The following is a 14,252-nucleotide window of genomic DNA, read 5'->3' as shown; positions in this document are numbered from 1 at the left end:
ATCCGGCCGATTTGCCCAGATGTCAGCCGTGGCCGCCGCTGAGAAAGAGGGTGGCGATCTGATCAAAGAGCGGCCCGGCCACGGCCTCGCTTTCCATCAGCACCTCATGCTCGCCGTCTTCCACAAGCTCAAGCGTTCCCCGCGCCCAGGTCTTCATCCGGGCCTCGATGGCCGGGAGATCGACAATCCGCTCGTTTGTGCCCACGAAGGTCAGGCAGGGCAGGTTGGGAGAGGGGCGGCTGGCAAGATGCCGCGTTTCCTGCAGCGCCTCGCGCAGCCAGACAAAGCTCGGCCCACCCAAGGCCAGTTCCGGGTGCGTTTCGAGCTGTTTGCGCATCAGGTCGAATTGTTCCCGGTCGCGCGTCAGCAGGTTGCCGTCGAACCCGTCCGTCAGCACGTGATGCTCGATCTTGGTTCCGGGCGGCAGCCGGTCGCCGCGGCCCACATGCGGCATCACGTGGCTGAGCACCCAGGCGACCGGGCGCAGATGGGGGGAGAGCTTGATGCCCCACATCGGCCCCGTGAAGGCCGTTGCCTGCACGGACAGACCTTCCATGGCCGCGCGTAACCCGATGGCGCCGCCCATGGAGTGGGCCAGCAGAAAGAAGGGGCGCGGCAGCTCAAGGGTGCGTGCCGCGCGCACCATGACGTCCACGTCTTTCTGATAGTCCGGAAACCGTGCCACATGGCCCATCAGCGGATTGTCGAGCAGCCGGTCCGCGAGGCCTTGCCCGCGCCAGTCGATGGCCATGCTGGCAAAGCCGCGCCGGGCCAGTTGCGCCGCACAGATGTCGTATTTTTCAATGAACTCAGTGCGCCCGGGGAAGATGAGCACCGTGCCCTTGGCCTCCTGCCTCTGCCAGACGCCGAGGCGGATGCGGTGCCCGTCCGAGGTCTGCGCCCAATGTGCGACGCCTCCGGGGGCCCCGAATGCGATGTCGCCGAGAAAGGGCGCAGGGGACAGGGTCATCAGGCGAGTGCTGAGGCCAGCTGCATTGCCATGCCCATGTCACCGTCGACGCTCAGCTTGCCGGTCATGAAGGCGCTGGTCGGGTTGGTCTCGCCGTCGAGGATGGATTTGAACGTCTCCGCGTCAGCAGAGAGCGTGACGTCCGCGGCCTCGTCTCCGGCGCGTGCGCCACTGCTGTCCATCATCACGGTGCCTTCGCCCGCGATGTCGAATTTTGCGGTGCCGCCAAAGTCGGATCCCGCAAGTTTTTCATTCAATGCGGCCACGGCTTCGTTCACAATATCGCTCATCTTCACGCCCTTTTGGGTTTGTGGCAGTCGCGGGGTCTGGAATTGCCCGTGCCGCCTGTTACATTCAGATCTGTTATGAGCATGAAACTCCATTTCCTCAAACATGTCGTTACGGCATTTGTCGCAGCGCTGGTTTTTGCGGCATCTGTGTCGGCACAGCAATCAGAGGACGCGCTTTTGCAGCAGTTGCAGGAGGCACCGGAGTCCGAAGCCCCCAGGCTGGACCGGGAGTTGTCGCTGATCTGGGACAACTCGGGGTCTCCGTCGATGAACCTTTTGCTGAAACGGGGGCGGGACGCGCTGGAAGAGGAAGAGACCGAGAAGGCCATCGACCACCTGACCGCGCTGACCGATCACGCGCCGGAGTTCGCCGAAGGCTGGCATGCGCGGGCCACGGCCTTCTACCAGGCCGGTCTCTACGGCCCGGCGCTGGATGATCTGGAGCGCGCGCTGGCGCTCAACCCGAACAATTACAATGCCATTTTCGGCCTTGGCGTGATGCTGCAGGAATTCGGCGATCTGGAGCGCGCAGCGCAGGCGTTCGAGCGCGTCCTGGTCTTGCATCCGCATCACGAGAACGCCAATACCGCCATGGAGCAGCTCAAGCGCCGCGGCATTGGCCGTACGCTCTAAGCACCGGACACGAAGGACAGCGCCGTGACAGGTGACACGCGGGTGGTGGCCGTTCTGGGCCCGACCAACACAGGCAAGACCACCTATGCCATCGAGCGGATGCTGGGCCACCGGACCGGCGTGATCGGGCTGCCGCTGCGGCTGCTGGCACGTGAAGTCTATGATCGGGTGGTGGCGGCGCGCGGCCCGTCGGTTGTGGCTCTGGTCACCGGCGAGGAACGGATCGTCCCGCCCCGCACGCAGTATTGGGTCTGCACGGTCGAGGCGATGCCGGAGGGCATGGGGTGCGATTTCCTTGCGGTGGACGAGATCCAGCTTTGCGCCGATCCTGAACGCGGGCATGTCTTCACCGACCGGCTGTTGCGGGCGCGGGGCCTGCATGAGACGCTCTTTCTCGGGTCCGACACGATGCGCGGGCCGATCCGGGCACTGGTGCCTCAGGCGCAGTTCATGCAACGCGAGCGGATGTCGGATCTCACCTACATAGGTGCGAAAAAGATAAGCCGGATGAAGCCGCGCAGCGCTATCGTCGGGTTTTCGGTTGAGAATGTCTATGCGATCGCCGAGCTCATCCGCCGCCAGAAGGGCGGAGCGGCCGTGGTCATGGGCGCGCTGAGCCCGCGCACGCGCAACGCGCAGGTGGACATGTACCAGAATGGCGAGGTGGATTACCTCGTCGCCACCGATGCCATCGGCATGGGGCTGAACCTCGATGTGGATCACGTGGCCTTCTCTGCGCTCAGCAAGTTCGACGGGCGGCGCATGCGTCCGCTTGCCCCCAACGAACTGGCCCAGATTGCGGGCCGGGCGGGCCGCGGCATGAAGAACGGCACCTTCGGCGTCACCGGCGATGCTGCGCCGCTGGACGAGGGCGTTGCCGAGGCCATCATGGCGCATCGCTTCACGCCGCTGAAGAAGCTGAACTGGCGCAATCATGCGCTGCAATTCGGCTCCATCGAGCGGCTGATTGCGACCCTGGAAACGAGCCCCGATCACGAGATGTTGGTCAAGGCGCGGGACGCGGATGACCTGAGCGCGCTGAAAGCTCTGGCGCAGGATGCCGAGATCACGGCGCGCTGCACCGATGGGCCCTCGGTCCGCCTGCTCTGGGATGTGTGCCGCATTCCCGATTTTCGCGGCATCAGCCACGCCGAGCACGCCGGCCTTCTGGAGGTGATCTTCAACCATCTGCATGAGCGCGGGCAGATCCCCGACGAGTGGCTGGCGCGACAAATCCAGAGAATTGATCGAACCGATGGCGACATTGACGCGTTGTCAAAGCGACTGGCGTTTATCCGCACATGGACCTATGTGGCGCAGCGCAAGGGCTGGACGGCTGACGAAATCCATTGGCGAGAGGAGGCGCGTTCTGTAGAAGACCGATTGTCGGACGCGCTGCACGAGCGTTTGACCCAAAGATTTGTAGACCGGCGCACATCCGTGCTCTTGCGCCGGCTCGGCCAGAAGGAAGCCATGGTGGCAGACGTATCGAATACCGGCGAAGTGACCGTCGAAGGGGAATTTGTAGGGCGCCTGGAAGGGTTCCGGTTCAGCCAGGACAAGAGCGCGACCGGTGCCGAGGCCAAGACGATCAAATCGGCGGCGCTTCAGGCGCTGGCGCCACAATTTCACCTGCGCGCGGACCGTTTCTACAACGCCCCTGATACGGAGATCGACTTCACCGAACAGGGCGGCCTGATGTGGGGCAAGGATGCCGTTGGCAAGCTGATTGCGGGGCCAGAGGCATTGAAACCGCAGGTCGAGGTCTTTGTCGACGATGTGGCAGGCCCGGAGGTCGCACAGAAGGTGCAGCGCCGCCTGCAGCATTTCATTGACCGCAAGATCGCCGCACTCTTCGAGCCGTTGATCACCCTGAACCGCGACGAGACGCTGACCGGCCTTGCGCGCGGCTTTGCCTTCCAGATGGTCGAGGCGCTTGGCGTTCTGCCGCGTGCGGCGGTGGCCAACGAGGTCAAAGCGCTGGATCAGGACGCGCGCGGGGCTCTGCGCAAGCACGGCATCCGTTTTGGACAGTTCACGATTTTCATGCCGCTGCTGCTGAAGCCCGCGCCCACGCGGTTGCGCCTTGTGTTGTGGTCGCTCTCCAAGGGACTGAGTGATTTCCCCGAGGCACCGCCGCCGGGGCTTGTGACCATTCCGGCGGATGCGGCTGCGCCTGAGGGGGCCGACACGATGGCGGGTTACCGGGTTGCCGGCGAGCGCGCGATCCGCATCGACATGCTGGAACGGCTCGCGGATATGCTGCGCGGCGAGAATTCACGCGCAGGCTTCGAGGCCACCGCCGATATGCTGTCGATCACCGGCATGACGCTGGAGCAGTTCGCCGATCTGATGCAGGGGCTGGGCTACAAGGCGGAGCGGGGCGAGCGCGAGAAGGTCAAACCGGTGGATGCGGTTGTGGCAGAGGCGCCCACGCCCGCCGAAGATGCGCCCGTGATGGACGAGGCCGAGTCTGACACGGCCCCTGCAGGCGCCACTCTGGATGATGCGGTCGCGGCGGAGGCTGCCGTGCCCGACACACCTGCCGAGGAGACCCCAATTGGCACTGCGCCCGATGCGGAAGATGCCGGGCCAGAGACCGAGGTCTTCTATACCTTCACCTGGGGTCGCGCACCGCGCGCTCACGGTGCAGGCCGCAAACAGGGTGGGGACCGAAGCAAGGGCAAGGGCAAACCTGGTGGCAAAGGCAAGCGGGGCGGCCCGCGGGGCGAGAAGGACAAGGGGGCCCAGAAATTCTCTGCCCGGCCGCCGAAGTCCGAGAAGAAGATCGACCCCGACAACCCCTTTGCCGCGGCTCTCATGGGGCTCAAGGACACCAAGTGATTGGCTGAAAAACTCCGTCTCGACAAATGGCTCTGGCATGCGCGGTTCTTCAAGACGCGCTCTCTGGCGGCCACGCGGGTCGCGGGGGGGGAGGTGCGGGTCAATGGCACCCGCACGGAAAAGCGCAGCCAGATGGTGGGCCCGGAAGACGTGCTGACCTTCGCGCAGGGCGATCACATTCGGGTGATCCGCATCGACGCCGTGGGCACGCGGCGCGGCCCGGCCACCGAGGCGCAGACGCTTTACACCGATCTGTCCCCGCCAGAGCCCAAATCCCGAAAAACTGCCCCCGAAAACCCCGGTTTCGAAGGAAAAGGTCGCCCGACCAAGAAGGATCGCCGCATCCATGATCTTTCTAAGGCCCGCTCTCTTGAATGATCGGGTTGGCTCATTTAGCTAACCCAGTGAGATTGGGGATAATGAGGGTCCGATGACCTATATCGTGAACGACAGCTGCATTGCCTGCAAATACACCGACTGCGTTGAGGTCTGTCCGGTGGATTGCTTCTATGAAGGCGAGAACATGCTGGTCATTCACCCCGACGAATGCATCGATTGCGGTGTGTGCGAGCCCGAATGCCCTGCGGACGCGATCCGCCCGGATACCGAGCCGGATATGGAGAAATGGGTCGAGTTCAACCGCAAATACTCCGAGATGTGGCCGGTGATCATCACCAAGAAAGACCCGCTCCCTAATGCTGATGAGCGCGATGGTGAGACCGGGAAGCTCGAAAAATACTTCTCCGAGGCGCCGGGAGAGGGCGGATAAGGGCCGATTCGAGGTTGATTCCTGCGAGGTGCAGGTCCTAAGCGGCTTGTTTTACGGTGTTTTTTATCCTCTGACGCAGGGTTCACTTTTTTGCGGCCCATTTTTGTGTTATATTGCCGTCACAAAGTCGTAATCGGGACCGCTCATCGCCGCGCGTGGTAGAGGACGCCGGCACAGAAAATTCGAATTAGTCACACTCGGACGCGCGGCCGAAAGGTCACCGCTCAGTGTGATTTTGACTGTCGAACGCCAGGACCAGAGTGCCCAGTTGTAAGGAACGCTGAATGACCAAATCGAAGAAACTTGATTTCCGTCCGAATGAGTTTGTCGTCTACCCCGCGCATGGCGTGGGCCAGATCCTGTCGATCGAGGAGCAGGAAGTCGCGGGGATCTCGCTCGAGCTCTTCGTGATCTCGTTCGAGAAGGACAAGATGACGCTGCGGGTGCCAACGCACAAGGCGACGGAGATCGGGATGCGGGCGTTGAGCTCTCCGGATGTGATCACCCATGCGATGAAGACGCTCAAGGGAAAGGCCAAGGTCAAGCGGGCGATGTGGTCGCGCCGGGCGCAGGAGTATGAGCAGAAGATCAATTCTGGCGATCTGATCGCAATCGCAGAGGTGGTGCGCGATCTGCACCGCACTGATGATCAGCGCGAGCAGAGCTACTCCGAGCGTCAGCTCTATGAAGCGGCGCTGGAACGCCTGACCCGTGAGGTCGCTGCCGTGAGCGGCGGTGACGAGCTGGCGGCGGCCAAGCAGGTGGGCGATGTGCTGGAAAGCCGCGTGGCTGCCTGACAGGCTCCAGATCTAAAGGAAAAACCGCGCCTCATCCGGCGCGGTTTTTTTACGTGAGCAGCAGGATGAACGCGGCCAGAGCGAAGAGCTCGCTGATCTGCTGTGCTGCGCCCAAGACATCTCCGGTTTGCCCGCCGATTTTGCTGCGCGCGATGGCGCCCACCACCGCTGTGGCCGCGAGGATGGCCAGGAGGCCGCCAATGGCCGCGCCCCCGACGCAGAGCCCCGCGAGCAGAAGTGCAACGCCCAGCCCCAGCACAGCCGTCGGCACATCCGGCCGCCCCACGCTCTTTGACAGCCCATCGTCGCGCGCATGGGGCAGGGCGGCCATCAGGCAGGGCATACCCGCCCGCGACAGGGCCGCGACGGCGATGACCGGCAGCACACCCAAGGGCAGAAGCGCCGCATAGGCGCTCCAGCGCAGCCCGGTGATCAGGATCAGCGCGAGAATGCCATAGGTCCCCGTGTGGCTGTCGCGCATGATCTCGAGCCGCCGCGCGGGCTCAAACCCGCCCCAGAAACCGTCCGCCGTATCTCCAAGCCCGTCCTCATGCATGGCACCGGTCAGCACCATCAATGTGATCAGCAACGCACCCGCAGCGAAGACGGCAGGCAGCCCCAGCGCAAGACACAGTGAAGCGACCAACCCTGCAATCGCGCCCAATCCGGCCCCTGCAATCGGATAGGCCCACGCAGCCTGGGCGCCCCGTGCAAATGTGGCCTCGGACAGATGCGGCAGCGGCACCCGGCTGAGCAATGTGCCCGCTAGCAGGATGTCGGTGAACCAGGACGGGAAACTGTCGGTTTTCATGCGCGGATCGGTCGTTCTTGCCTTGTGGGCGTTTGCTCATTGGGTAATCAGGTGCGCGGAAGGTTACAACCGGGGGACACCGATGACGGCAGCTTTTTCCGATATGGCGGAGTTCAGGACGCTTTTGGCAAAGCAGCCCGGTGTCGATGCGGCGGCGGTCTCGGCGGCCACGGACCGGAACGGGCAGCTGACCAAACCGCCCGGCGCGCTGGGACGGCTGGAAGACCTGGCGATCTGGTACGCGGGCTGGCGCGGAACCGCGCGCCCGACCGTCGAGCGCCCTCAGATCATCATTTTTGCAGGCAATCATGGCGTGGCGGCGCAAGGCGTCTCGGCCTTCCCGCCGGAAGTGACCGCCCAGATGGTGCTGAATTTCCAGCACGGCGGTGCGGCGATCAACCAGTTGGCCCGGACATTCGGCGCGCAGCTGGACGTGCACGCGCTGTCGTTGGACAGACCCACGGCAGATTTCACCCAAGAGGCGGCGATGAGCGCGGCGGAGCTTGTCGAGGCGCTCTCGACCGGCTGGTCGGCGGTCGACCCCGAGGCGGACGTGCTGGTGGTCGGTGAGATGGGCATCGGCAACACCACCTCCGCCGCAGCACTTGCGGCGGCTCTGCTGGGGGGGGACGCGTCGGGGTGGGCCGGGCGCGGCACCGGCGTCGATGACGCGGGGCTTGAGGTCAAGACCCGTGTTGTGGCCGAGGCCATGGCGCGGCATAGGGGGCAGGGCGACGGGTTGGAGACACTGCGCCGTCTCGGTGGGCGTGAGCTGGCCGCGATGGCGGGCGCGATTGTTCGGGCCCGCAGTCTGCGCATTCCGGTCCTGCTCGACGGATTCATCTGCACCGCTGCTGCTCTGACGCTGGAGAAGACGCAAGGCGGCGCGCTCGATCACTGCACGGCCAGCCATTTGAGCGCGGAAACCGCGCATGGGCGCTTGCTGGAGGCGCTGGGCAAAGCGCCCCTGATGTCGCTGGATCTGCGCCTGGGCGAGGGCTCCGGAGCGGCGCTGTCGCTCGGGATTCTCAAGGGCGCGGTCGCCTGCCTCAGCGGTATGGCGACTTTCGCGGAGGCGGGCGTGTCCGACGGGTGATCAGGCGCGCTTCTGCTCTGAATCGCGGCTGAGAATGGCGGTCTCCAGCTCTTTCTGCAGTTCCTTCGCGCGGGCCAGATAGGCCGGATTCTGGCTCGCCGGAACCTCCGGATCCCAGAGCTTGGCGAGCTCGCGGACGGAATAGCGGTCGTGGTGGTAGAAGATCTTCTCGGCCTCTGCCGCCTCGAACTCGCTCAGCCCGATGTTCTCCAGCACATAGCGCCCGGCGCGCAGAGAGCTGTCAAAGAGCTCGCGCACGATGTCGTCGGCGCCCGCCTGATACAGGCGATAGACATGGGTCCGGTCGCGTGCGCGCGCCACGATGTGCAGGTCTGGCCGCAGTTTGCGCGCATAGGTGACCAGCGTGATCGCCGCCTCCGGATCATCCAGTGCCACCACGAGCACGCGTGCGTCCTGCAGCCCTGCCGCCCGCAGGATGTCGGGCCGGGTCGGATCGCCCAGAAAACCCTTGAAGCCAAAGCGCCGCATCACCGCGATGGTCTCCATGTCATGATCCAGCACCACGGTGTTGAACCCGTTGGCCTGCACCAGCCGGTTGACGATCTGACCAAACCGACCGATGCCTGCGATGATGACCGGGCCCTCGATGTCGATTTCGTCTTCCTCGTGCTGCTCTGCCGTCTCGGGCGCGCGTTTTGAGAGGTAGTCGTAGATGATGAAGAGCAGCGGCGTGATCAGCATCGAAATGGAAATGACGAGCAGGAGCGTCTCGGCCACGCCGCGCGGGATCACACCCTGAACGACCGAGAACGACACCAGCACGAAGCCGAACTCACCTGCTTGGGCCAGCGCCAGCGTGAAGAGCCAGTGGTCCTTGCCCTTGAGCTTGAAGGCGCGCCCGAGAAAATAGAGGATGATGCCTTTGAGCAGGATGACCAGCAGGGCCATGCCGATGATGTTGAAGACGTTGTCGAAGAGCAGGGTGAAGTTGATCCCCGCGCCCACGGTAATGAAAAAGAGGCCGAGCAGTAGCCCCTTGAAGGGCTCGAGGTCCGTTTCCAACTCGTGTCGGAACTCGGAACTGGCAAGCACGACGCCCGCAAGGAATGCGCCGAGCGCGGGGGAGAGGCCCACAAGCGTCATCAGGAAGGAGATGCCGACAACGATCAGCAGCGCGAGTGCTGTATACATCTCACGCAGCCGGGCCGAGTGAATGTAGCGGAAGAGTGGCCGGGTCAGAAAAACCCCGGCCAAGATCACCGCCGCGATGGCGGCGATGGTGACCAGCGTGACGCCCCAACCGGGCAGACCCTCCACCAGCGACATCGAGTGATGTGCCTTGTCATGTGCGTCATCGCCTGCGCGCTGGATCGACCCGTCGCCCGCGAGCTGCGCCGGTACGGTCGCGACCAGAAGCGGCAGGAAGGCCAGGATGGGGATCACCGCAATGTCCTGTGTGAGCAGGACGGAGAAGACGGAGCGCCCGCCGCTGGTCTGCATCAGACCCTTTTCCGACAGGGTTTGCAGGACGATTGCCGTTGAGCTGAGGGACAAGGCCAGACCAATCGCCAAGGCCACACCCCAGGGCTGCTGATAGGCCATGGCAATCGCCATCAGGGCCAGCGCGCTGAGAATGATCTGCAGCCCGCCGAGACCGATGAGCCGGTGCCGCATATCCCAGAGCGCGCGGGGTTCCAGTTCCAACCCGATGAGGAACAGCATCATCACAACGCCGAATTCGGCAAAATGCTGCAGATCCTCGGTTTCCGAGCCCACCAGCCCGAGAAGCGGCCCGATGATGATGCCCGCCGCGAGATACCCCAGAACCGAGCCGAGCCCCAGCCGCGAGGCAAAGGGCACGGCGATCACCGCCGCGGCCAGATAGATCGAGGCCTGAAACAGAAAGCTGTCCATAGCGGGGAGGTCTCCTCGTTGAGGTCAAGTGGGCAGCGGCCCGTCGGATTTCAGCTGGTCCATGACGATCTGACTGTGCACACGTGCAACGGCCGGATGCGGGAGCAGGATCTCGTGGATCAGCGTATTGAGCGCTGGCAGGTCGGCACAGTACACCCTCAACAAATAGTCCGCATCGCCGGTCATTGTCCATGCGCTGGTAATCTCGGGCCGCGTGTTCACGAGCCGCGCAAAGCTTTTGGAATGTTCGGGCCCATGGGTGCTCAGATGCACCTGCACAAAGCCCTGGACGTGCAGCCCCAGCCGCTTTGGGTCCAGCCGGGCGGTATAGGCCTGGATGTAGCCGGCGCTCTCCAGCCGTTGTCGTCTTCGCCCCGCCTGGCTCGGCGAGAGGTGCAGCAACTCGCCCAGCTGTTGCGCAGTCAGATGCGCGTCACGTTGGAGCGCTTGCAGCAGGCGGGTGTCGATCTCATCCAGCATGATGCGTCCTTTTGCATCAGAATGAAGGCATCTTGCGGTGTTCCCGCATTGAGCGCCAGTGTTAAGGCCGGATTTGCGCAGATTTAGCGCATCAGATGCCATATCTTAAGCAAAATACCCTGACGTTTGCGATTCACCTGACCGATTGGAGACCAGAATGGGCCCGTTCCCGCACGACGCACCGAAATCCGAGATCACAGCCGAGAACCCGGTTGGAACCGATGGGTTCGAGTTTGTGGAGTTTGCGCATCCGGATCCGCAAGAGTTGCGTGATCTCTTCGCGCGCATGGGCTACGCGCATGTGGCCACCCACAAGACCAAGCGGATTGAGCTCTGGCAGCAGGGGGATATCACCTACATCCTGAATGCCGAAGCAGAGAGCTTTGGCGCGCGATTTGTTGCCGAACACGGGCCCTGCGCGCCGTCGATGGGATGGCGTGTCGTGGACGCGCAGCGGGCGTTTGACCATGCGGTGGCAAAAGGGGCCACCCCCTACGAGGGTGACGACAAGGTGCTGGATGTCCCTGCAATCATTGGGATTGGGGGCTCGCTGCTGTATTTTGTGGATCAGTACTATGACACCAGCCCCTACAACGAGGAGTACGACTGGATCGCGCGCTCAAAGCCGGCGGGGGTCGGGTTCTATTATCTCGATCACCTGACGCACAATGTGCACAAGGGGAACATGGACAAATGGTTCCGGTTTTATGGTGACCTGTTCAACTTCCGCGAGATCCGGTTCTTTGACATCGAAGGCAAGTATACCGGCTTGCTGAGCCGGGCGCTGACTTCGCCGTGCGGGCGTATCCGCATTCCGATCAACGAAGACCGGGGGGAGACGGGGCAGATCGTTTCCTATCTGAAGAAGTACAACGGCGAGGGAATCCAGCACATCGCCGTGGGGGCGCGCGACATTTACGACAGTACCGATGAGATCGCCGCGCGCGGGTTGAAGTTCATGCCCGGGCCGCCCGACGCCTACTATGACCTGAGCCATGACCGGGTCGTCGGTCATGAGGAGCCGCTGGACCGGATGAAGACGCACGGTATCCTGATCGACGGCGAAGGTGTCGTCGATGGTGGTGAGACGAAGATCCTGTTGCAGATCTTTTCGAAGACCGTGATTGGCCCCATTTTCTTCGAGTTCATCCAGCGCAAGGGCGACGATGGATTCGGCGAGGGCAACTTCAAGGCGCTGTTCGAGAGCATCGAGCAGGAACAGATCAACAGCGGAGAATTGGCAGCCGAGTAAGGGTGGCCTGAAAGCCCACCCGACCTGCTGGTGACTCGGCTCGTGCCGGGGACCTACCCGCGGGGCATTTTGAGGACGATGTTGCGTCCTCGTTTCTGGTAGCGCAGTTCGCCTTCGCCGATGGCGGAGACGCGACCTCCGTCGATCCGGTCGCCCACCTGCACTTTCTTGTACCGTCCGTTCGACAGGCGCACCAGCGCGCGGCGCGCCGATGGGGTGCCATAGACCCCGATAAGATTGACTTTACGCAGATTGATCGCGTTGCGGAGCGTGGCCTCGCGCGCGACCGATGCGCTCGACGGGATCTGAGGTGTAACGGAGCGTGGCGCGGGTGCGGCAATGCTGGCCGCGCCGATTGCGGCGGCCGAGGCGGCGGTTTGCTGGGCGCGCGCGACGATCTGGTTGAAATTGCTTGGGCGCGCGTCCGGTCGGAGGGAGGCGGCCACGGCCAGGGGGCTGCCGCTGGGTTCGACCTCCGCGGACGCCGCGGCATCATCTAGGGGCACGAGGCTGGCGCTTGCCGCGCTGGCGGCAGCAATCACCGCCGGGCGTTGAGGCCGGACGGGGGGGCGCAGCTCTGCCAATTCATCACGGGTGAGCCCATCCAGCGTGGCCCGTTCCGTATTTTCCACCAGATCGGCGGGGCGGCTCCTGGGCCGGAACTGGGCGAGTGCACTCTGTACCGGGTTTACTTCGGCGCTGGTCCCACCGCGGTCCGGGAAGGCTGCCGGTTGTGCAGGCGGGGGGCCTGCGACCACGCGTATCCCATCCGGGCTCAGCGCGCCGTCCGGGGTCGCGATGACAAGGCCACGACCGTCCATGGCAAAGGTTGTGCCCGCGGCAGCCGGCGATCCCGGCGCATCAAACAGCGCGTCCTGGTCGAAGGCCGCAACGTCGGGCAGGGCCACCGCGTCAAACGCCGGTTCAATGGGGTCAATACTGGTCACGTAGAGATCTTCGATGTCGACGAGCGGGGGCGGGGACGGGACCTCCGGTGCGCGGGGCCAAATTCCGGTGACCGCGTAGGCGGCGCGCAGTTTTTCGTCATCTGCGCGGTCTGTTTCTTCGGTTGTCAACGGCGTGCGGAGCGCATCGAGGACGGCGGCGTCTTCATCGCTGAGCGGCGCGGGCCGGGCAGCGACCTCGGTGTCGGAGGGTGGGGTGTCGGGCTGCTCCTGGACCGATGGATTGATTGGTGGCGCCACCCCGATGGCTGTGATCTCTGGCGATCCGGGGCCCGTGCGACCGGTCCAGCCAGCGATGGTGTCCTGCAAACTGCCGAAGGACCAAGTGCCGATCCCCACGAGGAGAAGGAGCAGAAGTGCTGTCATGCCAAGCGGCAGGCCGCGCCGCGCCTGGTCCGCTGGTGCCGTGTGTCGTGCGCCGAAAACGGTCATCCGTTCGGCTTCGCTGCGCACCTTGGGCGTGACCGGGCCCGCCGCCGGGATCGGCGCGCGGGACGCACGGGCTTCGGCGTCACTCCGTGGCTTCGGTACGAAAGGCTCCGCCGGCTCTGCGAAGGCGGTCAGAACTTGCGGTTCCGGCGCCGTCTCGTAGACAAGCGGCGCGGAGCCCGGCGGGGACCTGCGGCTCGAAAAGGACGGCGCCACCGGGTCGACGTCCCGCGGCGGCAGCGTGGGGTCCGTAACACCGGCGGTCGCATGATCCGCCCGCAGACTTGCCAGGGCCTCCTCCAGTATATCATCTTCGGGTGTATCGACGCCTCGGGCGGACTTGAAGGTCGGCGCTGCACTTGGCGCGGCGGCCATGACGTTCACAAGCGGCGAGGCGTCCTCAGCCACCTCGGGCACGGGCTCGTCGTCCTCTTCAACCGGGCCGAGAATAACAATGGCGCTGCTGTCAGGCTCCACAGTCTGTCCGGGCTCAAGCACGTCGCGGGCGCTTCGGGCGGGGCCGAAGTAGGGCTCGCCGGTGTATAAGGCCTCTTCGGGCATCGCGACGAAACTGACCGGGTGGAAGCGGTGCTCTGTCGCGAAGTCCTCCGCTTCCCGCAGCGTCTCAAGCGCGACCGCGGCCACCTGCGTGACATCCCCCACCTGCACGATGTCAAAGGCCAGATCGTCCACGGCGTAGGGTGTCGCACGTCCCAGCGCGTCGCGCGCGGCATCGCGGGCCTCTGACGGGCCGAGACCAGGTGTCTCAAGCGTCAGATATTTGATCTGCTCATTGGGGATCACGACCTTGCAGCGCAGCCCGTCAGGCGCCAGCGCGGTGCCCATCTCCCGCAGGGCCGACAGCGCGCCGATCAGGTCATCTGACTCTGGCGAAACTTCGCCGACCACGCGCCAGCCTCCGGGTGCGCGGTGCAAGAGGCGGATGCTCTCGAACGAGAGAGATAGCGCGAAGTTTGGTTTCATGTCGTGGGTTTACCAGTCATGATAGGGCTTGCACAGGTGGTTCATGGGCGAGCGAAG

The 14,252-nt window shown here is 64.1% G+C and carries 13 protein-coding genes; 7 read left to right on the top strand and 6 right to left on the bottom strand.

What is annotated here, in order from left to right:
- Positions 1–22: 22 nt before the first annotated feature.
- Positions 23–970 (bottom strand): alpha/beta hydrolase, encoded by a 948-nt coding sequence (locus Q1A71_RS16875; protein WP_299678935.1) that lies wholly within the window; start codon positions 968–970, stop codon positions 23–25.
- Entirely contained in the window at positions 970–1,260 is a 291-nt protein-coding gene (locus tag Q1A71_RS16870; RefSeq protein WP_299678932.1) for an SCP2 sterol-binding domain-containing protein, read from the bottom strand. The genes Q1A71_RS16875 and Q1A71_RS16870 overlap by 1 nt, the downstream gene beginning before the upstream one ends.
- Before the next feature lie 75 nt (positions 1,261–1,335).
- On the opposite strand from Q1A71_RS16870, the gene Q1A71_RS16865 reads away from it, so the two are divergent.
- The 5 genes from Q1A71_RS16865 to Q1A71_RS16845 all read left to right on the top strand — a co-directional run bounded on the left by Q1A71_RS16865 (position 1,336) and on the right by Q1A71_RS16845 (position 6,303).
- Positions 1,336–1,893: a tetratricopeptide repeat protein gene (locus tag Q1A71_RS16865; RefSeq protein ID WP_299678929.1), complete on the top strand. Its 558-nt coding sequence runs from the start codon at positions 1,336–1,338 to the stop codon at positions 1,891–1,893.
- A 24-nt stretch (positions 1,894–1,917) separates the two neighbouring features.
- Complete coding sequence (locus tag Q1A71_RS16860) at positions 1,918–4,737, top strand: DEAD/DEAH box helicase (protein ID WP_299678926.1); 2,820 nt, start codon at positions 1,918–1,920, stop codon at positions 4,735–4,737.
- Positions 4,738–5,115: an RNA-binding S4 domain-containing protein gene (locus Q1A71_RS16855; protein ID WP_299678923.1), complete on the top strand. Its 378-nt coding sequence runs from the start codon at positions 4,738–4,740 to the stop codon at positions 5,113–5,115.
- A gap of 52 nt (positions 5,116–5,167) precedes the next feature.
- Positions 5,168–5,506, top strand: a complete 339-nt coding sequence (gene fdxA, locus Q1A71_RS16850) for a ferredoxin FdxA (protein WP_299678920.1) — start codon at positions 5,168–5,170, stop codon at positions 5,504–5,506.
- Between the two features lie 284 nt (positions 5,507–5,790).
- A complete protein-coding gene (locus Q1A71_RS16845; protein ID WP_195820682.1) occupies positions 5,791–6,303 on the top strand; it encodes a CarD family transcriptional regulator in 513 nt (170 codons plus the stop codon).
- 49 nt (positions 6,304–6,352) lie between these two features.
- On the opposite strand, the gene Q1A71_RS16840 is transcribed toward Q1A71_RS16845, so the two are convergent.
- Positions 6,353–7,114: an adenosylcobinamide-GDP ribazoletransferase gene (locus Q1A71_RS16840; RefSeq protein ID WP_299678914.1), complete on the bottom strand. Its 762-nt coding sequence runs from the start codon at positions 7,112–7,114 to the stop codon at positions 6,353–6,355.
- Between the two features lie 82 nt (positions 7,115–7,196).
- Between Q1A71_RS16840 and cobT the strand changes: the two genes are divergently transcribed.
- The gene (cobT, locus tag Q1A71_RS16835) at positions 7,197–8,210 is read left to right on the top strand and encodes a nicotinate-nucleotide--dimethylbenzimidazole phosphoribosyltransferase (RefSeq protein ID WP_299678911.1); all 1,014 of its coding nucleotides are present in this window, start codon (positions 7,197–7,199) and stop codon (positions 8,208–8,210) included.
- Here cobT and Q1A71_RS16830 read toward each other — a convergent pair whose 3' ends face one another.
- Together Q1A71_RS16830 and Q1A71_RS16825 are read right to left on the bottom strand one after the other, a co-directional pair.
- Positions 8,211–10,085 (bottom strand): monovalent cation:proton antiporter-2 (CPA2) family protein, encoded by a 1,875-nt coding sequence (locus Q1A71_RS16830; RefSeq protein WP_299678908.1) that lies wholly within the window; start codon positions 10,083–10,085, stop codon positions 8,211–8,213.
- Between the two features lie 24 nt (positions 10,086–10,109).
- The gene (locus Q1A71_RS16825) at positions 10,110–10,565 is read right to left on the bottom strand and encodes an Lrp/AsnC family transcriptional regulator (RefSeq protein ID WP_299678905.1); all 456 of its coding nucleotides are present in this window, start codon (positions 10,563–10,565) and stop codon (positions 10,110–10,112) included.
- Between the two features lie 157 nt (positions 10,566–10,722).
- On the opposite strand from Q1A71_RS16825, the gene hppD reads away from it, so the two are divergent.
- Positions 10,723–11,817, top strand: a complete 1,095-nt coding sequence (gene hppD, locus Q1A71_RS16820; protein ID WP_299678902.1) for a 4-hydroxyphenylpyruvate dioxygenase — start codon at positions 10,723–10,725, stop codon at positions 11,815–11,817.
- Between the two features lie 53 nt (positions 11,818–11,870).
- Here the strand turns inward: hppD and Q1A71_RS16815 are convergent, their stop codons facing one another.
- Positions 11,871–14,195 carry a hypothetical protein gene (locus Q1A71_RS16815; RefSeq protein ID WP_299678899.1) on the bottom strand — a complete coding sequence of 775 codons (2,325 nt, stop codon included), beginning with the start codon at positions 14,193–14,195 and terminating at the stop codon, positions 11,871–11,873.
- Between the last annotated feature and the right edge of the window lie 57 nt (positions 14,196–14,252).

Origin of the sequence: uncultured Roseobacter sp., from assembly GCF_947493125.1 — a bacterium.
GTDB lineage: Bacteria > Pseudomonadota > Alphaproteobacteria > Rhodobacterales > Rhodobacteraceae > Roseobacter.
This window is presented reverse-complemented; position numbering and strand designations above follow the sequence as displayed.